Raw genomic sequence first — 23,124 nt, 5'->3', positions numbered from 1 at the left:
GCCTCCTGCGCTCAGTGAGTACCTGTGCGCCCTTTTTCATCGCTGCATCTCCCGTTGCCGCGGCACTCTCTCCTCGTGGTCGGGGGAAACCTCCCGCTGCTCGGCCGTCTCCCACCGGCGCACCACGGCGCTTCCGGGCGGTGCGGTCGTCACCGGCGGCACTCGGCGCACCTCGATGCGCCCGTCGCGGACCCGGGTCTGGAAGCACGGCGCCGATGCGACGGCGGGGCCGTTCCTGCTGTCTCCCGTCTCCAGGTCGAACGCCGATCCGTGCCAGGGGCACACAATCGTGCCGTCCCGCAGCCAGCCCTGGGACAGCGGACCGCCCAGGTGCGGGCAGGTGTCACCGAGGGCGTGGATCCGGCCGTTCGACCGGACGAGCACGATGCCGACGTCGCCGGCCCGCACGCGACGCGGAGTGCCCTCACGCAGCTCGTCCACGTCGAGCACCGGGGTGAAATCACGCGGCTGCAGGAGCCTGTCCGCCTCCTGCTCCGACTGGTCGGCGCCGATGCGGTGCCGGAAGGTCAGGCCGCCGCCGAAATAGGCGCTGAGCGCCATCACCGGATAACCGAGCTGGGCGGCCAGACGCCCCCGCCCGTGCCGTCCCCGGCCGCGTTCCCACCAGGACCAGCCGAACATGCCGAGTGCGACGGCGTTGAGCGCGCCGTGGACGAGCCCGAGCCGCCGGGCGTAGTCATGGGTGTACTGCCAGTCGGTGAGACCGGTGACCGCCGCGCCCACCGCGCCCACGATCCCGAGCCCCACCGCCCTGCGGGCGGCACGCTGATATCCCGCACGCTCGCGCCGGCTCTTCCCCGTACCCATGACGTCCAGGACCAGTGCCGTCGTCCAGGACCCGATCGGCACGTCGGTGAGCGCGGGATGCAGCGGATGCCCGAACCACACACCGTGCAGGAATCCGCGAACCGGCCCCTGGGAGATGCCGAGCACGTTCTGGACGAGCGCGTAGCCGTGCTCGAGCGTGTGGCCCGGTCTGTCGAGCCATTCCTGGCCCTCGATCTTCCGCATCAGCCGTTCGAGCGCGTGCTGAGCCATTCCCGACTCCCATCTCGTGCATCGGGCCCCTCCAGCGGATGCACCGGGAAGATCCGAGGAGGTGTCACCGGCCGGACCGGCCGCCGGTGAAGTGCGCCGTCATGGATCGCCGCCGTGCCGTACGTCCCTGCGCGGCGCTTATTGCTGGTGCCCGAACAGATCGCCCATAAACCCCAAATGGGGTGAAACGGGGCAGCGAGGGGTGGTCGCTAGGGGCCGGTCAGGCCCGTCTGATCGATCGGACGGCCAGGGCGACGACCACGGCGCACAGGGCGATCGCGAGCAGTACGGCGACGCCGTACGTGTCGATCCATCCGCCGCTCCACCCCAGGAACGGCAGGTAGACGGCGGCGAACGTCGACGAGATCGTCGGCCGGGCAATGGCAAACGCCCATCACGCCTTCGATTCGGCGCGTCGTTCACAGCGTGCGCGTGCGAGGCGATGGGCCGTACGCAGCAGCTCACGGATCGCCGATTCCGTACGCGAGCCCGGGTTCACGACTGCCAGCCAGCCGAGGTCACCGTAGACGGGGTGCGCGATCACGGTGTCGGAGGCACCGGGGTCGGCCTCGGTGGGGGCCGGTTCGCGTGGCGCGTGCCCGGTCCACCGGATGAACGCCTCCCTCCCGGCGGAGATGTTCACGCGGAAGGCATCCGGACGGTCCAGACGCGATGCCTCGTCGCCGGGGTAGTCCTTGGTCACGATCGTCGCGAACGGCTGAGTCGTCGTCGGCATGACGCCGTCGGGCGCGTAGTAGAAGAACGCGTCGCCCCAGCTGATCTCCGGTGAGCCGTCGCCGGGCGCCGGTCTGAAGGTCAGGACGCCGTCGAGGCCGTCCACGAAGCCGATGATCTCCTCTATGGTCATGTGCTCCAGCGTCGCATTGACGTGCTTGTGGAGACTTCGCCGCGGAAATCGAGGGGATTCAGCATGCCAGGTCTCAAATCGGGTCACCTGCGCACGGTCGACGTCGCGCGGCGGGCGGGGTGCTCCGTTCAGCAGGTTCGCAATCTGGAGCGCGACGGTGTGCTGCCACCGGCGGCGCGCACGGCCAGGGGCTACCGTGTGTACGAGGAGATACATCTGCGGTCTGCGCTGGCCTACCGGGCCCTCGCGGCGGGCTCGGGTCCGGCCGAGGCCAAGAAGATCATGCGGGCCGCGCATCTGTTCCCCGCCTCGCAGGTGGTGCTCGCCCTCCTCGACGCGGCGCACGCACGGCTCGACGCGGAGCGCGCGGAACTGAGGCAGGCCAGGGAGGCCGCCGCGGCGATCTCCGGCGAGCCGATCGGAGCCGTACGCGCGTCGGACTCGATGAGTGTCTCCGAACTCGCGGCCGCCCTCGGTGTCCGCCCTTCGACGTTGCGGCACTGGGACGCGGAAGACCTCGTGGTCCCCGACCGCGACGGAGGAACGCGCCGATACACGCCGGCCCAGGTCAGGGATGCCCGCATCGTTCACCAACTCCGCAGGGCGGGCTACGGCATCGCACCCCTTCGCTCCCTCGTCCCGGAGCTGCGACGCGCCCGCCGGTCGGAGGACGTCGCCGCCGCGCTCGCCGCCAGGGACGCCGACATCACGGCACGCTCCAGGGCCCTGCTCGACGGGGCCGAAGCGCTCAACGCCGTCCTCTCCCTGCGAGTCACAGTCTCCAGAATTTGACTTGTGTTGCCAGTTCACATCGTGCTCTAATGCTTTGCGTCTACACGATGTCGGCATCGCCGGGCTGAGGCAACTGAGCGTGTGTCGCAGGGCCTGCCGCCGACGTGTCCCCCACAGCTGGAGGCCCCCGTGCACAGCAACCCACAGAACCCCGGTCCGTACGGCCCGGGGTACCCCTATCCGCAGACCGCGATCGTGCAGAAGAAGGGCGGCGGCTGCCTCAAGGCCGTGCTGATCGGCGCCGCCGTTCTCATGGGCCTCATCATCCTCGCGACGATCTTCAGCGGGGGCGGCTCCCCGGACGGTGACAACAGCGAGACGGCGTCCGTCACCACCGCGAGCGAGAAGCCGTCCGAGAAGGCGAGCAGGCCGAAGCAGGCCGACAGGCCGAAGGCCCCGGGCATCGGCGACGTGGTCAAGGACGGAAGGTTCGCGTTCAAGGTCACCAGGGTGGAGAAGGGACTGTCGCAGGTGGGCGAGGGATTCACGGTCTCCACGGCCCAGGGGCAGTACGTCCTGGTCCACCTGAACGTGAAGAACATCGGCGACGAGGCTCAGACCTTCACCGACTGGGCGCAGAAGCTCATCGACACCCAGGGCCGGCAGTTCGACGCCGACTCCAGCGCCGCCATCTGGCTGAAGGATTCCAACGCCTTCTTCAACAACATCAACCCCGGCAACACCGTGAACGGCGTCCTCATCTTCGACGTGCCGAAGAGTTTCAAGATCAAGGCGATCGAGCTACACGACTCGATCCTCTCCGGCGGCGTCACCGTCGCCCTGCGCTGATCCATATGACAGAAGGCGGGCGGCACCTCGACCCGGTTCACCTGAAACGCCGGACGGCTGTGACGTTTCCGCTACCGCACGCCTGATAATTGTATCCATCTCATCACAAGGCGTAGCCGTACGATGACGTAGGCCGTACCCGCTCGATCACGGGACAGGACCCGTGCAGCCGAAATCGAGAGGACCCCGTCCAGCAGCACGACCACGTAATCGGAGCCGAGATGACCCATCCCAGCAATGAAGAGATCCCACTCCGCCGGTTCGCCATCGACGAGCTCGTCAAGGACGTCGCCGGCGCGCGACTTCCCGATGACGACGAGATCGACGAGCACCTGGCGGAACTGCTCGACGAGGTGAGCCTGGCCATACCCGGCATCACCTTCGAGAAGGATGCGAAGGGAGAGGCCGGGCGGGTGCATTTCTCCAGCCATGGCCCCAAGATCACCTTCGATCCGAAGGCGACCCTGGGCAGCGGGCACGCCGACCCCCAGACCTTCCGAACCGCCGCCCTCCTGCACGAGGTCATGCATGTGATCTGCGATCACGGCTACGAGAAGCCGCCGGTCGACGGTCTGTACGGCCGTAACTTCCACATCGACAGAAACGCCGCGGACGACGACGCGATCGGCGAGTCGCTCCGGAAGCAGCAGGACATCGCCGACGCCAACTACGCGAGGGCGGTGGCCAAGCTGGAGGCGGACCGGAGCAAGGTCATCTCGGAGAACATCCGGAAATACCTGGGAGAGCGGTTCGTCTACGGCAGGGCGCAACCCGACGTCCATTACGACAGCGTTCTGTTCGAGTTGCTCGTCTACCTCACCTTGCACAGGGCACAGGAGACACCCACGTTCCGCTATCTGCGGTCCCTGTCGGTCGAGGCGACCGATCGCCGAAACGCCAGGCCCGCGAGCATTATCACCCACATCACCGCGTAGTCCCCCGCCGACCGGTCGGAGGGCCATCGGGCGGCGAACGTTCAGGGGGTCGGCCGGGGGAGGCACAGGACGAATTTCGCTCCGCCGGCCAGGCCGTCCTCGATCGTGAGGGTGCCGCCGTGCACCTCGGCGATCTGTCTGGCGATCGGCAGGCCCAGGCCGGTGCCGCCGGCGTCCTTGGCTCGGGCGGCGTCCAGGCGGGCGAACCGCTGGAAGACGACCTCCCGCATGTCGGGCGGAACGCCCTCTCCGTCGTCGGCGACCTCGAGCACGGCGGCGCCGGGCCGGGATTCGACCGTGACCACCACGGTGGAACCGGCGTGGCGTTCCGCGTTGTCCAGGAGATTGACCAGCAGCCGGGCCAGGCCGATCCGATCTCCGTCAATCGTGGCCCCGGGCGTGAGCCGCCGAAGCAGCTCGACATCGCGCGGCCGCCGGTCCAGCTCCTCCCGCACCAGCTCGGCCAGGTCGACGGGTTCGCGCCGCCCGCATGCCCCCGCGTCCAGCCGGGAGATCTGCAGTAGGTCGGAGACCAGGTTCTGCAGCCGCTCCACGCTGCCCAGCAGCGCCCGCCCCATTCGCGGCCAGTCCGTACCCGGGGGATGCACGAGCGCCTCCTCGATCTCCACGTGCATGGCCGTCAAGGGGCTGCGTAGGTCATGCGAGGCGTCCGAGGCGAACTTGAGCTGCTGATCGACCGCCTTCTGCGCCCGTTCCAGCGTCTGGTTGATCGTCTGGGTGAGGTCTTTGAGCTCGTCCTCGTACTTCGGCACCGGCACCCGTCTGTCCAGATCCCTCCCGGTGACCGCGGCGAGCTCTCCCCTGATGGTTCTCACCGGTCGAAGCGTCCCGCTCACAGTGTGGTAGGTGCCGAACGCGGTCGCCGTAACGGCCAGGAGCGAACCCGCGACGAGCCCGCCGAGCAGGGCGGTGCTGCCGTACGGCGGGGGCCGGGGCGTGGCCACGTACAGCCGCCAGGTCCCCTCGGGGAGGCGGACCGGGCGGTCGAACAGGACCGCGCACCGGTCGGGGAAGGGGGGCAGATCGCAGACCTCGTGCGTCGTGAAATCGGACGGCTCGGGGTCGAGGCTCACCATCGGCGGCATGTTCGCCGCGTTGCCGGTCGCCGCCACGAGCTCCCGTTCGGGGCTGAACAGCTGGACCGCCGAGTCGGGCGCCTCCGGCAGAGCGGGCGGAGGACCCTGCCGGGAGACCCCGTCCACGATGCGGCCCACCTGGGCGACGATCTCCTCCTGCTGCGAGCGTATCGCCTCGGCACGGGTACCCCCGATGACGAGGAGCGTGATGACGGTGCAGATCAGGGTCATGGTCGTGCACGCCAGCACGGTCAGGCGAGTGCGGATGGAGCAGCGGTGCCATGTGCGCAACGTGGTCCTCCCGAGCACACCGGTCCAACGCGGCAGAGGCACCCGGCGGCAGCGTCGGAGTGGAGCTTCCGTACATCAATGTGCAACAAGGGAGTGATGCAAAAATCACGTTATGTGACGTAAATCTTCCGGGCGCACGGCCGGACCACCCCGCCGCCCTACGTGACGGCGACGCCGTCGAGGACGCCGAGGGCGTCGGGCACGAGGACGGCCGCCGAATAGTAGAGGGTGACGAGATAGGAGGCGATCGCTCTGTCGTCCACGCCGGTGAGCCGGACCGTCACCCCCGGCCGGTACTCGTCCGGCAGTCCCGTGCGGTGCAGGCCGATGACCCCCTGGTCGTCCTCTCCCAGCCGCATGACGAGGATCGAGCTGAGGCCACGGCCGGTGATCGGGATCTTGTCGCAGGGCAGGATCGGCACGCCCCGCCAGGCGAGGACCGTGGCCGTCCCCGCCCGCGCCGAGTCCGGGTAGACGCCTCGTCTGTTGCACTCCCGGGCGAACGCGGCGACCGCCAGCGGATGAGCCAGGAAGCAGTGGGACTTCCTTCGCCGGCAGAGCAGTTCGTCGAGATCGTCGGGGGTCGGCGGCCCCGTGCCGGTCCGGGTGCGGATGCGCTGGCGGGAGTCGGCGTTGTGCAGCAGGCCGAATCCGCGGTTGTTGACCAGCTCGTGCTCCTGCCGCTCACGCAGCGCCTCGATCGTCAGCCGCAACTGCTGCTCGGTCTGGTCCATCGGCTCGTTGTACAGATCCGCCACCCGCGTGTGCATCCGCAGCACCGTCTGCGCCACGCTCAGCTCGTACTCCCGCGGCGCCGGGTCGTAGTCCACGAACGTCTTCGGCAGCGTCACCTCTCCCTCATGCCCGGCCGCCAGCTCGATCGCGGCCTCGCCGTACCGATTGACGCGCGGCATCGGGCCGTCGCCGGGCCTGCGGTGGGTCCTGCGCCGGTTCAGCCGGTAGGCGCCTCCGTTCGCCTCCACCCACGGGAGCACCCGGAGCAGGTGCCGGGAGGTGATCTCCTGGTTCTGCGGCGCCGACTTGGCCGTCGTGGCCAGTCTCCGCGCCGCGGTGGTGCCGAGGCTCGTCTGCTGGGCGTCCCCGGCTCCGGGTGCCGTCATCGCTCACACCACCGCCCTTGTCATCGCACCCGCGATCGCGTGGGCCGGGTGGGCCCGCCCCCATGAGCCGCCCGGCAGTCCGTGTCCGCCGGCACGGTGTCCGCCCAGGCCGTCGAGCGCCGGCCCCCGGCCCGGCGGATACGTCAGCTCCGCCTCGTCGTAGCGCCGGGTCCGCTCGTGCCACAGGTGGACGGCGGCCATCCAGGTCCGCATGCCCGTCACGTAGCCCTCCAGCGCCTCCCGGTCCGCCCGGCCGAGGCCGTGGTCGTCGAACAGCACCGGCAGCTCGACCGCGGCCAGGTGCTCGAACTGCCGCAGCCGCGACTCCATCAGGTCGACGACGATCTCGGCGGCACGGTTCACGTCGCAGTCGAAGAAGCTCCGTACGACGAGGACGCAGTTGTGCAGCTCCCCCTCGAACCGGATCTCCTTCTGGTACGACACGATGTCGTTCACCAGGCAGGCCACGTCGGCCGCCGCGTTCTCCAGACCCAGGAACGTGCGGCTCCGATGGACCTCCTCCGGCAGCCGCAGCCCGTGGGAGAGCCGCGTGAGCGCCCGGGTGAGGTCGCTCCCGAAGGTCCTGCGCCGCATCTCCATGTAGTCGACCGGATCGGGGATGCGGTTCTGCAGGTGATTGGCCAGCTCCCACAGCCAGCTTTCCGTCATGCTCTCCACCGCCGCACGGAACGACCGTCTGCCGTCGACCGGCATGGCCTGCGCCGTACGGGCCCACAGGTCGCCGAGGGCACGCTCCACCGGGTTGACCGGCTCCGGCGGCGCTTCACCCTCCGGCTCCAGCGGCATGAACGCCCCCAGCCGTTCGTGGAACACCTTCGCCCCGGCCATGTCACCGGGCCTGCCGCCCACCGGGCCGAAGACGGCGGGGAAGTAGTCGTCTCCGTATGTGCCCCAGGTGAGCCACTGCGCCGACAGCGTCAGCTCGGCCGCGGAGACGTCCGGGTCGATCGCGGCCGCGCAGAGCGCGAAGTCGAACCCCGCGTTCTTGGCCGCCGTCCACAGACCGGGCCCGGGCACCTCCGGCACCGGGTCGTAGAACCCCATCTGCCCCGCCCATTCCAGGCTCTCCCGGCGCGCCCGGTCCAGATGCGGATTGAGCCGCATCTCCGCCGGAAAGATCCGGGGGTGCGGGAGCGGTTCCACCGGCTCGTACGGCACGTGGCAGAAGCTCCTGACCCCGCCCGGCCCGAGCAGACCGGCGGCAAGCCGCACCTGCGCGGATGAGGTGCCGAGCCCGGTCGGGCCGCCGAGCACCCAGCCGGAGCCGGCCGCGCCGCCGGCGGAATCGTTCATGTAGCGGCTGGAGCGCATGTGCCACTCGTGGCCGCCCGACTGCCAGTCCTGCAGTCCCTTGACGTACGCGAGCACGGCCAGGCGCTCTCCCGGGTCGAGGCCGTGCTCCTCGAAGAGCGGCGGCAGCTCGGTGACGGCGGTGTTCTCGAACTGGTGCAGTCGCGAGGTGAGCAGGTCGTTGACGGCGTCGGCCGCCTCCTGGGCCGGCAGGCCGAGGAAGCGCTCCAGCACCAGCACACCGTTGCTGAGCTCGCCCTCCTCCTCGACCTCGCGCTGGTAGGAGAACAGGTCGTTGCGCAGGTGGACCGCGTCGGAGAAGGCGTCCCTGAGCACCAGCAGCGGCCGCGCCCCGGCGACGCGCGCGGGGATCTCGGCGCCGGCCGCGTGCTCCACGAGGTTCGCCGACCAGGGGGCGCCGCCGACCCGCCGCCGCATCTCGATGTACTCCATGGGATTGGCGACCCGCCCCGCGTCGATGTTCGCCAGCTCCCACAGGGACTCGTTCAGCAGGTTGGCGGTGCTCTCGGCGAACCTGACCCGCCAGTCCGCCGACATGCCGGGCACGGTGCGGGCCCACAGGTCGGCGAGACCCCGTTCGACGGGATTGTCCGGTTCCGGCGGGGTGGCCGTATCCCCGTCCCGCACGGGCATGAAGGACGGGAGCCGGCCCAGATACTCCTTGGCGCCCGCCATGTCGCGGCCGCGTTTGAACGTCTCCAGGAAGTGGTCGTCGAAGAAGAACACCCAGACGTACCAGTCGGTGACGAGGTCCAGCTCGGGCGCCGAGGCGTCGGGGTGGGTGTAGGCGCACATCAGGCCGTAGTCCATGGCGTCGAGGAGCCGCTCGTCCCAGACGCCCAGACCGGGGTCGAGCATGCCCATGTCCCGCGCCCAGGCCCTCGTGTGGGTGCGCGCGCCCTCCAGGTGGGGGTTGATCCTGGCCGGATGCGGCACGTAGAAGTCGGGTAGTTCGAAGGGTCGCATGTTCCGTCTCTCGGCTCGTCCTCGCGTCCCGGTCCCCTCTAGCCGATCTCGACGCTCTCCAGCAGGCCGAGGGCGTCCGGCACCAGCACGGCGGCCGAGTAGTAGATCGTCACCAGGTACGAGATGATCGCCTTGTCGTCGATGCCCATGAACCGGACGGACACCCCGGGCTGGTATTCGTCCGGCAGTCCGGTGCGGTGCAGGCCGATGACGCCCTGGTTCGCCTCGCCGGTCCGCATCGCCATGATCGAACTCAGCCCGCGGTCGCTCACCGGGATCTTGTTGCAGGGCAGGATCGGCACGCCGCGCCAGGCCGGCACCCGGTTTCCGTGGTAGTCGATGGTCTGCGGGTACAGGCCCCGGCTGTTGCACTCGCGGGCGAAGGCGGCGATCGCCTTCGGGTGCGCCAGGATGTGGCTCGGCTCCTTCCACACTTTGGCGAGCAGCGTGTCCATGTCGTCGGGCGTGGGCGGACCGGAGCGGGTGTGGATTCGCTGGCCGAGGTCGGCGTTGTGCAGCAGGCCGAATCCGCGGTTGTTGACCAGCTCGTGCTCCTGCCGCTCACGCAGCGCCTCGATCGTCAGCCGCAGCTGCTGCTCGGTCTGGTTCATCGGCTCGTTGTAGAGGTCCGCCACCCGCGTGTGCACCCGCAGCACCGTCTGCGCCACGCTCAGCTCGTACTCCCGGGGGGACTGCTCGTAGTCCACGAACGTCCCCGGCAGCGTCACCTCCCCCTCATGCCCGGCCGCCAGCTCGATCGCCGCCTCGCCGTGGGCGTTGACCGCGTGGTCCCCGCCCCGCTGCCGGTCCTCCAGGTACGCCCGCAGCTCGTCCGACTGCGCGAGGACGTCCTGGAAGTCCCCGTGGGAGAGGACCAGCACGGTGCAGGCGGTGGCGGCCCGCACCGTGAAGTCCCAGTCGGGTGTCTCCTCGGTCAGCATCCGGCCGCCGATGTGATCGCCGCCGGCCAGGACCTCGGTCACGACGTCCGTGCCGTACGGACCGGGCTCGATCTTGTCGACCTTGCCGTGCGCGATCAGGATCAGCCGGTCCGCCGGCATGCCCGCCGTGGCCAGCACATCGCCCGGCTCGAACTCCCGCTGGCCGAACCTCGCGGCGAGGGCCTCCAGCGTGTCCATGTCGTCGAACTCCCGCAGCGCCGGCAGCTCGCACAGCTCGGCGGGGATGACGCCGATGTCGGCCCCGGTGGAGACGAACGTGATCCGCCCGTCCCCGAGCGCGTAGCTGAGCCGCCGGTTGACCCGGTAGGTGCCGCCCGCCACCTGCACCCAGGGGAGCACACGCAGCAGATGCCGCGAGGTGATCTCCTGCATCTGCGGCACCGACTTGGTCGTCGTCGCCAGGTTCCGCGCGGTGGCGGTGCCGAGGCTCAGCTGCGGCTGCCCGTTCGAGGTTGTCGTCTCCGTCATGACCTGAACCACCTGTCCTCTGCGTTGACGTGCCGTACGGATACACGAGGGGGTACACGGGGGGAATTCATGGGGATCCCGGTGGACACCCGGGAATCCGGCATGTGGTGAACCGGCATGTGGTGAACGGTCACCGGACGCGGTCGACGAGGCTGCCGGCCAGACCGGCCAGCCCCTCCTTGACGTACGGATCGACCGGTGCGTCGCCGAGCACGCGCAGCGCCTCGCCGACACGCTCGTCGATCATCGCCTCGACCCGGGCCAGTGCTCCGGTGCCGACCACGATTTGCCGTAGCTCGGCGGCGCGTTCCCCGGTCAGCTCCGGGTTGCCGTGCCAGGCCGCCAGGTGGCGCGCCTCGCTCTCCGAGGCATGCCTGCGGGCGTAGGCCATGAGGATCGTGTGCTTGCCCTCTCTGAGGTCGTCGAGCACCGGTTTGCCGGTCTCGGCCGGGTCGCCGAACATGCCGAGCACGTCGTCGCGGAGCTGGAAGGCCTCGCCCAGCGGCAGGCCGAACCTGGAGTAGAGGCCGAGCAACGACGGCTCCGCCCCGGCCAGTGCGCCGCCGATCTGCAGGGGACGCTCCACGGTGTATTTGGCCGTCTTGTACCGGACCACGGTGAGCGCCTCCTCCACCGTGGCCGGCCCGCGGGCCTGGGCGAGGATGTCCAGGTACTGGCCGGCGATCACCTCGGTACGCAGCCGGTCGAACAGGCCGCGGGCGGTCCGCAGCCTGGACGGCTCGGCCCCGCTGCCGGACAGCAGTTCGTCGGACCAGGCGAGCGTGAGCGTGCCCAGCAGAATGGCCGCCGCCAGTCCGAAGGAGCCGGCCGCCGGCCCGCCGGCCGGTTCACGGGGCCGTTCGTCGGAATGCGTGTGCGTGCTCGGGTGCCGGTGCAGGCCGGTGAGACGACGGTGCATGGTGGGCCGGCCCCGGCGCAGCTCGCTGCCGTCCATGATGTCGTCGTGTATGAGCAGGCCGGAGTGGCACAGCTCGAGTGCGGCCCCCGCCGAGATGATCTGATCGCCGGCGCCGTCGCCGCCCGCTCCCCGCCAGCCCCAGTAACACAGCAGGGGGCGGACCCGCTTGCCGCCGCCGAGAATGAAGTCGCGCAGGAAACCGTAGGCCGTCGACACGTCGGGGTCGGCGATCGGAGCCGCATGCTCGTCGAGGAACCGGGCGAGCCGCCGGTCGATCAGCGCCCTTATCCGCTCCGCCGCCTCGGCCGGTGTCTCCTCCCCCGGCTCGCCGCCCGCCGTCGTGCCCGCCTCCGCCGCTCCCCCGGCCGGCGCGTCGGTCGACACCCCGGTCGATGCCCTGGTCGATGCCCTGGTCGAAGCATCGGTTAACGCTTCTGTCGAAGCCTTGGCCGATTCCCTGGTCGATGCCTTGGTTCGTGCCGCCTCCCCTGCCCCTTCCTCGGCCGCCTGCCCGATCGACGCCTGACCGGTTTCCACCGTCATCGTCAGTCCTTCCTCAAGGAAGCCCCGATGCCAACGGAAAGCTATCATCCGGTCACGGACAGTGAAAGAGTTGATCGGAAAGAACTTGGGAACGGTCCACGCAGCGAGATCGCCCGATGCCGGATCGACGGGCGAAAGGGCAGGTCAGCGGTGCCGGGCGGGGGAACCGGAGGCGCTGACCGCCACCCCGGCCGGCGCCGTCGCCTATCATTTTGGACAAGCTTCCAATCAGGGGGTTCGGTCATGACCGCCGTCACCGGCCGTTGCTGCGCGCCGATCACGCGTGAGCCGCTGTCACCGGACGACGCGGCCGAGTTGGCCGTGCTGCTCAAGGCCGCCGCCGATCCAGTACGGCTGCGCCTGCTGTCGATGATCGGCTCACACCCCGGCGGCGAGGCATGCGTGTGCGACCTCACCGACGCCTTCGACCTGACCGCGCCCACCATCTCCCATCACCTGAAGGTGCTGCGCACCGCCGGGCTGATCGAGAGCGAACGGCGCGGCACGTGGGTCTACTACCGGATCGTGCCCACCGCCATCGCCCGCCTGGGCACGCTGTTCACGCCGCTCACCCCCGCCGCAGCGAGCTGAGGGGCGGGAGCCGGGCGCCGAGGCCCCCGGAGCAGATGACCCCCCGGTGCAGGTGTCCGCTCGGCGCCCGTCACCCACGGTCAGAGACCGGGGCTGAACTCCCCGAAGCGGCCCCGATGGTAGAGCAGCGGGCGGGCCGCCTGGCGCACGTCCACGTCGGTGACCAGGCCGACGACAAGGACGTGGTCTCCCATACCGGCCGTGCCGTACGGCACGCAGACCAGGTGTGCCGCCACGTCAGCGAGCAGCGGCGTGCCGAGCGGCCCCCGTCGCCAGCGGGTCGGCTCGGCGAAGCGGTCGATCCCCTTGCGCGCGAACCTCGCGGCGAGCTCGGCCTGGTCGCCGGTCAGGACGTGGACCGCGAACTGGTCGGCGCGCCGCAGCCCGGCCCAGGTGCTGGAGGCCCGGCCGACGAAGAAGCAGACCAGCGGCGGCTCCAGGCTGACCGAGGAGAACGAGGTGGCGGTCAGCCCGAAGGGCACACCGGCCACCTGCGCGGTGACGATCACCACGCCCGCCGCGTGTTCGGCGAGGGCGCCACGGAAGCCCGCCGGGTCGACGGCGCGGTCGAGGACGCCTCGGTCGAGGACCGCGGCGTCCGGAATCCACCGATCCCGGTGGTACCGAGCCGGGCCGACACGATCAGGGCCGACACCATCTGGGACGCCCCGGGGTGAAAAGGCACGATCAGGAAGGATCTCGGTCATGCCGGCACCGCCCGTCCCAGCGCGGTGGTCACCTGGGGCGCGACCAGGGCGGCCCAGCGGGTGAGCGCGCCCGTCGGCGGCTCGTCCGGCAGCCCGCTCGGCAGCTCGCTCTCTTGCAACGCCAGCCCGGGGGTCGGTACGGCTGCGCCGAGCTCGACGAGCACGGGCCGTAGGTGCACCTCGACGGCGAGGGCGTGCCGCGGGTCCCCCATCACCATCAGCGGCAGCGCCACGGTCCCGGCCAGCGCGTTCGGGGGGAGCCGGTCCAGGAACGCCTTGAGCAGCCCGGGATAGCTCGCCTTGTACGTCGGACTGGCGACGAGCAGCACCGACGCGCCGGCCGCCAGGTCCAGGGCGGCCTCCACGACGGCGGAGGGGACGGGCGAGAGCAGGTGCGGCCCGAACGCCGCGAGGTCGATGATCTCTCCGGAGGCGTCGAGGCCGCTGAGCCCGGCGACGTGGCGTGCCGCCTCGATCGCGGCCGACCGCGTTCTGGAGCCCGCCCGGGGATTGCCGACCAGCGTCACGAATCCGCCCATCACGCCGCCCCCGCCAGGTCGAGTGGCCCGCCGTCCCGCTCTCCCGACCGCGGAGAGCCGGAAGCGGCGTAGCGGGAGGCCGGGCGGGCCAGGCCGTAGTTGTCGCGCAGCGTGCGGCCCTCGTAGTCGATGCGGAACAGTCCCCTGATCTGCAGTTCCGGTACGACATGGTCCACGAAGTCCGCCAGGCCGCTGGGCAGCAGCGGCGGCATGACGTTGAAGCCGTCGGCCCCGCCGCCCTCGAACCACTCCTGCAGTTGGTCGGCGATCTGCTCGGGTGTGCCGGCCACCACGCGGTGGCCGCGGCCGCCGGCCAGCCGCGTGAGCAACTGCCGTACGGTCAGGCGCTCCCGGCGGGCGAGCTCGATGACGAGCCTGCGGCGGCTCTGCGCCCCCTCGGTCTCCACCGGAATGTCGGGCAGCGGGTCGTCCAGCTGGTCCTCGGTGAGCCGGATCCCGGTCATCTGGGAGAGCTGGGCGAGGCCGTAGGCGGGGACGATCAGATCCTCCAGCTCCTTTTCCAGCCGCAGCGCCTCGCATTCCGTGGATCCGATGATCGGTGAGATGCCGGGCAGGACGAGCAGTTCCTCGGGGAACCTGCCGTAACGCGCGAGACGCCCCTTGATGTCGGCGTAGAACCGCCGGGCCTCCTCCAGGGTCTGCTGCGCGGTGAACACCGCCTCGGCGTGGCGGGCGGCGAACTCCGTGCCGTCCTCGGAGGAGCCGGCCTGCACGAGCAGCGGGTGGCCCTGCGGGGGGCGTGAGGTGTTCAGCGGGCCGTGCACCGCGAAGTGGGCGCCCGCGTGCTCGATCGGGTGGATCTTGGCGGTGTCGGCGTAGACGCCGGCCCGGCGGTCGCCGATCACGGCGTCGTCCTCCCAGCTGTCCCAGAGCTTGGTGACCACCTCCAGGAACTCGTCGGCCCGCCGATAGCGGTCGCGGTGCGCCGGGCGCTCGATGCCGAAGTTGTGCGCCTCGGCCTCACCGGCCGAGGTGACGATGTTCCAGCCGGCCCGGCCCCCGCTGATATGGTCCAGCGAGGCGAACTTCCTCGCCACGTGGAACGGCTCGTTGTACGTCGTGGAGACCGTGGCGATCAGCCCGATGCGCTCGGTGACCGCCGCCAGCGCGGCGAGCAGGGTGAGCGGTTCGAGCCCGCCGAGGGCGTTGTGCCGCACCTCCCCCTTCAGGGCGAGCCCGTCGGCCAGGAAGACCGAGTCGAGCCGGCCGCGCTCGGCGATCCGGGCGAGCTCCTGGTAGTGCCGGACGTCGGTCAGCCGGGACGGCTCCGTGAGCGGATGACGCCAGGCCGCCTCGTGGTGGCCGACGCCCATCAGGAAGGTGTTCAGGTGCAGTTTGCGTACGGACGGCATCAGGAGACCCTCCAGGTGGAGAAGCGGCGCTGGAGCGCCAGCAGCAGCAGGTTGAACAGCAGGCCGAGCAGCGAGATCGTGATGATCCCGGCGTACATGTCGGGGATGCGGAAGCTGGCCTGCGCGTCGTTGATCAGGTAACCGAGACCGGCCTTGGCGCCGACCATCTCGGCGAACAGCAGGACGAGGATCGAGTGCGCCCCGGCCAGCCGCACACCCGTGAAGATCGTGGGCACGGCCGCGGGGAGGACGACCTTACGGAACAGCCGGATCGGGCCCAGCCCGAGCGACCTGGCCGACTTGATCAGCAGCGGCTCGACGGTGCGCACCCCACTGATCGTGTTGAGCAGGATCGGCCAGGAGCAGGCGTAGAACACGAAGACGACCTTCGAGGTCTCCCCCAGCCCGAAGATGAGGATGAAGACCGGCAGCAGGGCCACGGCCGAGGTGTTGCGGAACAGTTCGAGGACCGGGGTGAGGAAGTCGTTCAGCGGCCGGTACCACCCGATGAACAGGCCGAGCGGTACGGCCAGCACGATGGCCAGGCCGAATCCGGCGAGCGACCGGAGCAGCGACGCCTGGAAGTGCTCGGTCAGCCGGCCGCTGACCAGCAGGTCCCACCAGGCGGCCAGATCGGTCGAGATCGGCGGCACGAACACCCGGTCGACGACGCCGAGCCGGGGCAGCGCCTCCCAGAGGCCCAGCAGCAGGACGATCGCCGCCGAGTTGCGCAGCATCTTCCCCGCCGCCTTCTGGAAAGATCTGCCCGCCGGTTTCCGGAACGTCCTTCCCGTCGTGGTCCCGGCCGTCTCGGCCGCTGTGATCACGGCGGGTGTCCCGTGGCCGGTACGGCCCGCCGTACGCGGCTCGGCGCCGAGCTGCAGATCAGCCATCATGGGTCACCACCCGCAGCAGTCCCGAACCCGGGCCCGCGGTCTCGGGGCGCAGCAGCGTCCACAGGTGATGGCGGTACTCGCCGAACGTCGGATCGGCCCGGAGGTCGCCCTCGCGCGAGCCGAACGGCGTCTCGACGGTCGTCAGGATGCGGCCGGGCCGCGAGCTCATCACCGCGACCCGTTGGCCCAGGTAGAGCGCCTCGTCGATGCCGTGCGTGATGAAGACGACCGTCTTGCCGGTCTTCTCCCAGATGGTCAGCAGCTCCTCCTGGAGCGACTCCCGGGTCTGGGCGTCGAGCGCGGCGAACGGCTCGTCCATCAGCAGCACGTCGGGGTCGAAGGCGAGGCTGCGCGCGATCGCGACACGCTGGCGCATGCCGCCCGACAGCTCGTGCGGATAGCGCCGCTCGAATCCGCTCAGCCCGACCAGGTCGAGGTAGTGCCGGGCCAGCTCGGCGCGCTCCCGGCGTGGTACGGCCTTCGCCTGCAGGCCGAACTCGATGTTGCTCAGCGCCGTACGCCACGGGAACAGCGCGTACTGCTGGAAGACGATCCCCCGGTCGAGGCCGGGCCCGGTGACCGGCGTGCCGTCGATGACGATCTCACCGGAGCTCGGCGAGGTGAGACCGGCGATCATCTCCAGGAGGGTGGACTTGCCGCAGCCGCTCGGGCCGACCAGGGTGAGGAACTCGCCCTCCCGCACGTCGAGGGTCACCCCGTCCATGGCGACGAACGGCGGCCCGCCGTCCGGCGAGTCGAACACCCGGCTCACGTCCCGGATGCCGATCTTCGTACGCGTGGCGGCCCTGCTGTCGAGGGTGATGGTCATGATCCGCTCCCGTCGGCGTAGGGGTTGAACTCGTTGGTGTAGAGGTCGGCGGCCTTCACCTGACCGGGCCGGATGTCGCCCTCGCGGATCAGCCAGTCGATCCAGGTCTGGAACTCGCCCGCCGCGATGACCCCGCCGCGGCCGGCGACGCCGGAGCTCTTCCAGTAGGTGACGGCCTCGCCGTCCTCGCCCCGGCCGCGCCCCGCGACGATCCGTTCGTACCGCGCGACGACCTCCTCCCGTGAGTGGGTCTGGGTCCACGCGACGGCCTTGGCGAAGCCGGTGACGAACTTCCCGACCGTGCCGGGGTTGCGGGCGATGAAGTCGTCGCGCATGACGACGGACCCGGCGGTGAACGGACCGAACAGGTCGATGTCGGCGAACAGCGGCCGCAGGCCCCCGCGTTCCAGCGCCTTGTCCTTGAGGATGCCGCCCAGCGTGCCGACGTCGAGCCGCCCCTGGCGGAGCGCCTGCTCGGTGTTGACCGGCGGCACGACGACGAGCTGGACCTGGTCGATCTCCTCCGGGGTCAGCCCGCCGCGCTTGAGATACTCCTTGATCACCGCCTCGTGGTGTGCGCCGAGGGTATTGACGCCGATCTTCTTGCCGATGAGGTCGCGGGCGGTCCTGATCGGGCTGTCGGCCGTGACGTAGTAGCCGGAGAAGCTCTTGGCGTCGGAGCCGTAGTAGCCGACCAGCGCCCTGATCGGCGCTCCGGCCGCCCTGAGCTTGACGATCGCGCCGTTGAACGCGCCGCCGACGTCGGTCTGGCCGGTGGCGACCGACTGGATGTCCTGCGGGCCCGAGGTGGTGTTGCCGATCCACCTGAGCCTGACTCCGTCGAGATAGCCGAGGTCTTCGGCCAGCTCGGCGAAGGTGACCGCGCCGACACTGCCCTGGTAGCGCAGCTCGGTCGTCTCGGCTCCGCCAGGCCCGGCCTCGGCCGTGCCGCACGCGGCGGAGGCCGCCAGTGCGGTCAGCGCCAGCAGGGGCGGCAGAGCATGTCTGATTCTGATCACGGAAATGAGTCCTCACTGGGAAAGGCGGACATGCCGTGTCCCCGTGGCGTACGGCACGGCTCTGCGGGCACGGACGGCTCGGCGGGCATGGCCGTACGGCACGGGAACGGTGACAGGCGTGACCGGCCCGGCCGCAACGCTGCGGGGCACGGAGGGGCGGTCACGGGTGCGTGATCAACAGCAACACTGCGCGCTGACGACGTGGCCGAAGTCCACGTGCCAGCGCCGGGTCAGGTAGAGGCACTGGCTCATAGTCATCAAGTTATGGTCAGGAAAGGGCAAAGTCAATATTCCCTACAGGGAAAGTGGGGTTTACCGTGACCGCATTCTCGCCGAGCCACCTTCGACACCGCCCCCCTCCATTGCATGATTATGTACTCGCCTGTATATACTCTTACTCGTGTCCAAGGTGCTCACCTCCCTACCTGTCGGTGAACGTGTCGGCATCGCCTTCTCAGGCGGCCTCGACACCTCGGTCGCGGTCGCGTGGATGCGCGAGAAGGGTGCAGTCCCCTGCGCCTATACCGCCGACGTCGGCCAATACGACGAACCCGACATCGCCTCCGTGCCCGGACGGGCCACCGCCTACGGCGCGGAGATCGCCCGGCTGGTCGACTGCCGGGCCGCCCTCGTAGAGGAGGGCCTCGCGGCCCTGGCCTGCGGGGCGTTCCACATCCGCTCCGGCGGCCGCGTCTACTTCAACACCACCCCGCTCGGGCGGGCCGTCACCGGCACCCTGCTGGTACGCGCGATGCTCGAGGACGACGTGCAGGTCTGGGGGGACGGCTCCACCTTCAAGGGCAACGACATCGAGCGGTTCTACCGTTACGGTCTGCTCGCCAACCCCGCCCTGCGGATCTACAAGCCGTGGCTGGACGCGGAGTTCGTCGGCGAGCTCGGCGGCCGGGCGGAGATGTCCGAGTGGCTGCTCGACCGCAACCTGCCATATCGGGACAGCGCGGAGAAGGCCTACTCCACCGACGCGAACATCTGGGGCGCGACCCACGAGGCCAAGGCGCTCGAACACCTCGACGCGGGCGTCGAGACCGTCGAGCCGATCATGGGCGTACGGTTCTGGGACCCCTCCGTCGAGGTGCCCGCCGAGGACGTGACGATCGGCTTCGAGCGGGGACGGCCGGTGACGATCAACGGCAAGGAGTTCGCCTCCGCAGTCGATCTGGTGCTGGAGGCCAACGCCATCGGCGGCCGGCACGGCATGGGCATGTCCGACCAGATCGAGAACCGGGTCATCGAGGCCAAGAGCCGGGGCGTCTACGAGGCTCCGGGAATGGCGCTGCTGTTCACGGCGTACGAGCGGCTGGTCAACGCGATCCACAACGAGGACACCCTCGCCATCTACCACAGCGAGGGACGCCGCCTGGGCCGGCTGCTGTACGAAGGCCGCTGGCTGGACCCGCAGGCGCTGATGCTGCGCGAGTCGCTGCAGCGCTGGGTCGGCATGGCGGTCACCGGCGAGGTGACGCTGCGGCTGCGGCGCGGCGAGGACTACTCGATCCTGGACACCTCCGGGCCGGCGTTCAGCTACCACCCCGACAAGCTCTCGATGGAGCGGACCGAGGACTCCGCCTTCGGCCCTGTCGACCGTATCGGCCAGCTGACCATGCGCAACCTCGACATCGCCGACTCCCGCGCCAAGCTGGAGCAGTACGCCAGGCTCGGCATGGTCGGCAGCCGGCACCAGAGCCTGATCAGCGTCGCTGAGGCGGCCTCGACCAAGCTGATCGGTGCGATGCCCGAGGGCGGGGCCGAGACGATCGCCTCCCGCGGCGAGGTCCCGGGCGACGACGAGCTGCTCGACAATGCCGCGATGGAGTTCGGCACCGACTAGACCGAAGCGCGTTCCGTCTGAACCACGTCCGTCTGAAGCGGTTCAGACGGACGTGCGTTCCTTCGACGCGCGTTCCGGCCGAACCGCGCCCTGTTCGTGCTGAACCGCGACCTGTTCGTTCAGGGCGCGTCCCGCGGAGGCGTCACGGCTTCGGTCCGTCCAGCACCCGGGCGACGATCTCGGCCGCGATCGTCTCCGCGTCCCTGCCCTGGTTCGCCTCGATGACCTCCCGGATCCGCGCGGTCATGCGCAGATCGGCCTCCGAGGCGTCCCCGATATGCCGCCCGGCCACCGCGACCGCGGCCGCGAGTTCGTAGGCCTCGGCCGGGCCGAGGCCCTGCGGATCGACCTCCACGAGGACGCGGGCGCCGTTCTTCGGCGAGACCCGGACCCGCCACCGCCCCGCCGAGGACGAGACCGACAGGCTCTCCTTCCGCAGAGACGGCGGAAACAGCACCACGGCCATCCTGCCCGCCGCCGCGAGGACCCGCTCGGCGAGTCGTCGGGTGTCCTTCTTCGCGACGACGATCCTCCCGGTGTTGTTGATGATGCTCACACAGTCACCGGTGTCGGCGACGGCGATGCGCTCACCGTCGGCTTGGTCATAGATGGCGCTCATGCGGCGGGGGTCTCCTCGGATCTCGAAGGAAGCATGCCGCGCCGGGCACCGCTTGGCCAATCACACACCGGCAGGATATGATCATGAGCATTGCCTAGACGTGCTCGGAGACCAGCACCGCGTGGGTCCCCGGCTCGACGGCCTCGAAGACGTGGGGAACGTCGCCCGGATAGGAGACGTAGTCCCCGGCGTGGAGTTCCACCGGTTCGTCGGCGACCCCGACCAGTGCCCGGCCCGCGCCCAGCACCACGTGCTCCACCACCCCCGGCATGTGCGGATCGGAAGACCTGCGGTGCCCCGGTTCGGCGGCGATCCGGTACACGTCGCGGCGTGCCCCGGGCGGGCACGTGGCGAGCAGCTGGGTCGCGTCGTCCTGCGCGACATCGCGCTTGTCTGCCTCGCCGTCCTGGCCGTCGCGCTGTCGTACGGCGCGATCGCCGTCACGTCGGGGACCTGGCCGGGCTCGCGATCTTCGTAGCCAAGCCCCGGGAGGCGTCCCCATGAACGTGCCACTGGCCGGCTCGCTGCTCGCACTCGCCGTCGGAACGTACGCCTTCCGGCTCGCGGGCCCGGCGCTGCGCTCACGGATCGACTTTCCGGCCCGAGTGGAGAAACTGCTGGAGGTGGGGGCCGTGGTCCTGCTCGCCGCGCTGGCGCTGACCATGGCGCTGACCGAGGAGCAGGGGTTCGCCGGCATCGCCCGCCCGGCCGGGGTGCTGGCCGGGGGCGTCCTCGCCTGGCGCCGGGCGCCGTTCCTGGTGGTCGTCCTCACCGCCGCGGGCGTCACCGCCATATTGCGCTTGATCGGCATCCCCTAGATGTACTGACCATGGTAGGTGAACGCATGCGCGTCGTGGTGGTGGGTGCCGGCCTGGGAGTGGTGTCGCGGCCGCAGTCGGACTGCACCGGGCCGGGCACGAGGTGGTGCTGTGCGAACGCGGCGCCGAGGTCCGAGAGGCGGGTACCGCAGTCGTGATCATGCCGAACGGTATCCGCGCGCTGGACGAACCGGGGTTGAGCGACTACGTCCCGCAGCCGGGTGATCCCCGCCGTTAGCGGCGGGCTGCGGGACTGGCGCGGACGGCCATTGTTGGCCGCGGCGCCGCACTCGAAGGGGTGGGCAGGCGGGTCGAGCCGCTGCCCGACCGGCCGCTGGTGTTCGCGGAAGACGGCGACGCGGTGGGCGCCGGGGACCGGCGAATCCTCTACGAGGGGCACGCCGTGACCTACGCCACCGTTCGTCGGGTTACTGGCCGGGGTGGATGATGGTCATCATCCAAACGCAGCTCGAAGGGTTCCGGCACATGAGCACCTACCTGATCAACCACCTGCGCATCCCCGGCGACGTCCCGAACGAGGAAGGGCTGTCCTACCTCGATCAGGTCGAGGCCACCGCAAAGCCGTACGGCGGAAAGTGGCTGGCCCAGGGTCCCGCGACCGTGGTCGAGGGAGCCTGGGCCGGCTCGGTGGTCCTGATGGAGTTCCCTGACCGCGCCGCCGCCGACAGCTGGTACAACTCGCCGGAATACCAGGCGATCCTGCCGTTACGCGCCAACAACTCGATTAGCGACCTCATTCTGGTCGACAGCGTCGGGCCCGACTTCACCGTGGCCGGCTTCGCCCAGCAGGTCCGGGCCGCGATCGCGGCCGCCTCCGGCACCTCGGACTGAGGGGATCCCGCACGTGGAGACCGATGTGACACAGGATCCTGTCGGCATCGCCGCACAGGCGCGGTGCGGGCGACTGGCCTACCGTCGACGGTCGTGATCTTCACCTGGTGGCGTGGTCCGCAGCGTCGCGGATGACGGCGGCCACGGCGTCGGGCTGCGAGGCGGCGATCGCGTGGGAGGCGCCGGCGATCTCACGACAGCACGGTGGCGGTCGTCCCGCCAGGCAGACGGTTCCGGCGGCCGCGGGTCACCGATGAGCGCCCGGGCGACGGCCACCCGCTGCTGCTGCCCACCGGACAACTGCGACGGTACGGCATGCGCCCGGTCCAGCAGGCCCACGGCGGAGAGCAGTTGCCGCGCGCGCTCGGTCCGGTCGAAGTCCACCCGGCGAGGCAGCACTGGAGCTATGACGTTGTCCAGGACGGTGAGCGCGGGCAGCAGGTGGAAGCGCTGGAAGACGAAACCCACGCTGCGGCGGTAAGCCGACAGCCGGCTCGGCGTAACCCACCATCGCCACGGGAGCGGCAGCCTCCACGCCGGGCAGCGTGAGTATCCGCCGCCACTGGTCGATGGTGATCCCTCCGAACTGACCGGACAGGAAGTTCGGCCGCACCTGCGCGTGCGCGACCTCCTGCGCGTCACGACTTCCCTGACAGCCGCATACGCCGGATCGCAACACCCAGCAGACGCTCTCCGGCGACGTTCGCGTAGACGCGAGAGTCCCGGCTCAACCGGAGGGTTCAGCGGAGCGATGAGATCCCCCGGACCGCGTGGCGGGACGAGCATGCGGAGATCATCGACGCGCGCCGAGGCGCTGTAGGCAAGGACGAGCTCGTGGCGTACTTCGACATCCAGATCGGCGCACCACTGGCGGCGACCCTGCCGGTCTG

25 protein-coding genes are annotated in these 23,124 nt (G+C 70.2%); 9 read left to right on the top strand and 16 right to left on the bottom strand.

Annotation, left to right across the window (positions count from 1 at the left end; all coding sequences use genetic code 11):
* Positions 1 to 36: 36 nt before the first annotated feature.
* Positions 37 to 1,059 carry a Rieske 2Fe-2S domain-containing protein gene (locus ACQP1K_RS13145; protein ID WP_433501164.1) on the bottom strand — a complete coding sequence of 341 codons (1,023 nt, stop codon included), beginning with the start codon at positions 1,057 to 1,059 and terminating at the stop codon, positions 37 to 39.
* Between the two features lie 394 nt (positions 1,060 to 1,453).
* Positions 1,454 to 1,927, bottom strand: coding sequence for a DUF6194 family protein (locus tag ACQP1K_RS13140; protein WP_433501163.1), 474 nt, complete (start codon positions 1,925 to 1,927; stop codon positions 1,454 to 1,456).
* Between the two features lie 63 nt (positions 1,928 to 1,990).
* On the opposite strand from ACQP1K_RS13140, the gene ACQP1K_RS13135 reads away from it, so the two are divergent.
* The 3 genes from ACQP1K_RS13135 (at position 1,991) to ACQP1K_RS13125 (ending at position 4,443) form a co-directional block, all read left to right on the top strand.
* Positions 1,991 to 2,719, top strand: a complete 729-nt coding sequence (locus ACQP1K_RS13135) for a MerR family transcriptional regulator (protein WP_433501162.1) — start codon at positions 1,991 to 1,993, stop codon at positions 2,717 to 2,719.
* Positions 2,720 to 2,848: 129 nt separating this feature from the next.
* Positions 2,849 to 3,508, top strand: coding sequence for a DUF4352 domain-containing protein (locus ACQP1K_RS13130; protein WP_433501161.1), 660 nt, complete (start codon positions 2,849 to 2,851; stop codon positions 3,506 to 3,508).
* A 221-nt stretch (positions 3,509 to 3,729) separates the two neighbouring features.
* Entirely contained in the window at positions 3,730 to 4,443 is a 714-nt protein-coding gene (locus ACQP1K_RS13125; protein WP_433501160.1) for a hypothetical protein, read from the top strand.
* A gap of 41 nt (positions 4,444 to 4,484) precedes the next feature.
* Here ACQP1K_RS13125 and ACQP1K_RS13120 read toward each other — a convergent pair whose 3' ends face one another.
* The 5 genes from ACQP1K_RS13120 to ACQP1K_RS13100 all read right to left on the bottom strand — a co-directional run bounded on the left by ACQP1K_RS13120 (position 4,485) and on the right by ACQP1K_RS13100 (position 12,142).
* Entirely contained in the window at positions 4,485 to 5,831 is a 1,347-nt protein-coding gene (locus ACQP1K_RS13120) for a sensor histidine kinase (RefSeq protein ID WP_433501159.1), read from the bottom strand.
* Positions 5,832 to 5,989: 158 nt separating this feature from the next.
* Positions 5,990 to 6,952 (bottom strand): family 2B encapsulin nanocompartment shell protein, encoded by a 963-nt coding sequence (locus ACQP1K_RS13115; RefSeq protein WP_433501158.1) that lies wholly within the window; start codon positions 6,950 to 6,952, stop codon positions 5,990 to 5,992.
* 3 nt (positions 6,953 to 6,955) lie between these two features.
* Positions 6,956 to 9,250: a terpene synthase family protein gene (locus ACQP1K_RS13110; protein ID WP_433501157.1), complete on the bottom strand. Its 2,295-nt coding sequence runs from the start codon at positions 9,248 to 9,250 to the stop codon at positions 6,956 to 6,958.
* Positions 9,251 to 9,288: 38 nt separating this feature from the next.
* Positions 9,289 to 10,680 (bottom strand): family 2B encapsulin nanocompartment shell protein, encoded by a 1,392-nt coding sequence (locus ACQP1K_RS13105; protein WP_433501156.1) that lies wholly within the window; start codon positions 10,678 to 10,680, stop codon positions 9,289 to 9,291.
* Positions 10,681 to 10,810: 130 nt separating this feature from the next.
* Positions 10,811 to 12,142: a polyprenyl synthetase family protein gene (locus ACQP1K_RS13100; protein ID WP_433501155.1), complete on the bottom strand. Its 1,332-nt coding sequence runs from the start codon at positions 12,140 to 12,142 to the stop codon at positions 10,811 to 10,813.
* A gap of 243 nt (positions 12,143 to 12,385) precedes the next feature.
* Between ACQP1K_RS13100 and ACQP1K_RS13095 the strand changes: the two genes are divergently transcribed.
* Entirely contained in the window at positions 12,386 to 12,733 is a 348-nt protein-coding gene (locus ACQP1K_RS13095; protein WP_433501154.1) for a metalloregulator ArsR/SmtB family transcription factor, read from the top strand.
* Positions 12,734 to 12,813: 80 nt separating this feature from the next.
* On the opposite strand, the gene ACQP1K_RS13090 is transcribed toward ACQP1K_RS13095, so the two are convergent.
* From ACQP1K_RS13090 to ACQP1K_RS13065, 6 genes are read right to left on the bottom strand one after another with little or no spacing between them, the layout of a single operon-like run.
* The gene (locus ACQP1K_RS13090) at positions 12,814 to 13,440 is read right to left on the bottom strand and encodes a flavin reductase family protein (RefSeq protein WP_433501153.1); all 627 of its coding nucleotides are present in this window, start codon (positions 13,438 to 13,440) and stop codon (positions 12,814 to 12,816) included.
* On the bottom strand, positions 13,437 to 13,979 hold the full coding sequence (locus ACQP1K_RS13085; RefSeq protein WP_433501152.1) for an NADPH-dependent FMN reductase: 543 nt from the start codon (positions 13,977 to 13,979) through the stop codon (positions 13,437 to 13,439). Before ACQP1K_RS13085 ends, ACQP1K_RS13090 begins: the two co-directional genes overlap by 4 nt.
* Positions 13,979 to 15,352 (bottom strand): LLM class flavin-dependent oxidoreductase, encoded by a 1,374-nt coding sequence (locus ACQP1K_RS13080; protein ID WP_433501151.1) that lies wholly within the window; start codon positions 15,350 to 15,352, stop codon positions 13,979 to 13,981. The genes ACQP1K_RS13085 and ACQP1K_RS13080 overlap by 1 nt, the downstream gene beginning before the upstream one ends.
* Positions 15,352 to 16,248, bottom strand: a complete 897-nt coding sequence (locus ACQP1K_RS13075) for an ABC transporter permease (protein WP_433501150.1) — start codon at positions 16,246 to 16,248, stop codon at positions 15,352 to 15,354. Before ACQP1K_RS13075 ends, ACQP1K_RS13080 begins: the two co-directional genes overlap by 1 nt.
* A complete protein-coding gene (locus ACQP1K_RS13070; RefSeq protein WP_433501149.1) occupies positions 16,238 to 17,077 on the bottom strand; it encodes an ABC transporter ATP-binding protein in 840 nt (279 codons plus the stop codon). Before ACQP1K_RS13070 ends, ACQP1K_RS13075 begins: the two co-directional genes overlap by 11 nt.
* Positions 17,074 to 18,096 (bottom strand): ABC transporter substrate-binding protein, encoded by a 1,023-nt coding sequence (locus ACQP1K_RS13065; protein ID WP_433501148.1) that lies wholly within the window; start codon positions 18,094 to 18,096, stop codon positions 17,074 to 17,076. Before ACQP1K_RS13065 ends, ACQP1K_RS13070 begins: the two co-directional genes overlap by 4 nt.
* Positions 18,097 to 18,496: 400 nt before the next feature.
* Here ACQP1K_RS13065 and argG point away from each other — a divergent pair, with 400 nt between their 5' ends.
* The gene (argG, locus tag ACQP1K_RS13060; protein WP_433501147.1) at positions 18,497 to 19,945 is read left to right on the top strand and encodes an argininosuccinate synthase; all 1,449 of its coding nucleotides are present in this window, start codon (positions 18,497 to 18,499) and stop codon (positions 19,943 to 19,945) included.
* A 142-nt stretch (positions 19,946 to 20,087) separates the two neighbouring features.
* Here the strand turns inward: argG and ACQP1K_RS13055 are convergent, their stop codons facing one another.
* Both ACQP1K_RS13055 and ACQP1K_RS13050 read right to left on the bottom strand, forming a co-directional pair.
* A complete protein-coding gene (locus tag ACQP1K_RS13055; protein WP_433501146.1) occupies positions 20,088 to 20,564 on the bottom strand; it encodes a hypothetical protein in 477 nt (158 codons plus the stop codon).
* Positions 20,565 to 20,658: 94 nt separating this feature from the next.
* Positions 20,659 to 20,835: a hypothetical protein gene (locus ACQP1K_RS13050; protein WP_433501145.1), complete on the bottom strand. Its 177-nt coding sequence runs from the start codon at positions 20,833 to 20,835 to the stop codon at positions 20,659 to 20,661.
* 21 nt (positions 20,836 to 20,856) lie between these two features.
* On the opposite strand from ACQP1K_RS13050, the gene ACQP1K_RS13045 reads away from it, so the two are divergent.
* The 4 genes from ACQP1K_RS13045 (at position 20,857) to ACQP1K_RS13030 (ending at position 22,234) form a co-directional block, all read left to right on the top strand.
* Entirely contained in the window at positions 20,857 to 21,042 is a 186-nt protein-coding gene (locus ACQP1K_RS13045; protein WP_433501144.1) for a hypothetical protein, read from the top strand.
* A 22-nt stretch (positions 21,043 to 21,064) separates the two neighbouring features.
* Positions 21,065 to 21,382 carry an AzlD domain-containing protein gene (locus tag ACQP1K_RS13040; protein WP_433501143.1) on the top strand — a complete coding sequence of 106 codons (318 nt, stop codon included), beginning with the start codon at positions 21,065 to 21,067 and terminating at the stop codon, positions 21,380 to 21,382.
* Positions 21,383 to 21,680: 298 nt separating this feature from the next.
* Positions 21,681 to 21,830: a hypothetical protein gene (locus ACQP1K_RS13035; RefSeq protein WP_433501142.1), complete on the top strand. Its 150-nt coding sequence runs from the start codon at positions 21,681 to 21,683 to the stop codon at positions 21,828 to 21,830.
* Between the two features lie 38 nt (positions 21,831 to 21,868).
* Positions 21,869 to 22,234, top strand: coding sequence for a DUF1330 domain-containing protein (locus ACQP1K_RS13030; protein ID WP_433501141.1), 366 nt, complete (start codon positions 21,869 to 21,871; stop codon positions 22,232 to 22,234).
* 78 nt (positions 22,235 to 22,312) lie between these two features.
* Here the strand turns inward: ACQP1K_RS13030 and ACQP1K_RS13025 are convergent, their stop codons facing one another.
* Positions 22,313 to 23,020 (bottom strand): ATP-binding cassette domain-containing protein, encoded by a 708-nt coding sequence (locus ACQP1K_RS13025; protein WP_433501140.1) that lies wholly within the window; start codon positions 23,018 to 23,020, stop codon positions 22,313 to 22,315.
* Between the last annotated feature and the right edge of the window lie 104 nt (positions 23,021 to 23,124).

Origin of the sequence: Sphaerimonospora sp. CA-214678 (assembly GCF_050942215.1) — a bacterium.
GTDB lineage: Bacteria > Actinomycetota > Actinomycetes > Streptosporangiales > Streptosporangiaceae > Sphaerimonospora.
This window is presented reverse-complemented; position numbering and strand designations above follow the sequence as displayed.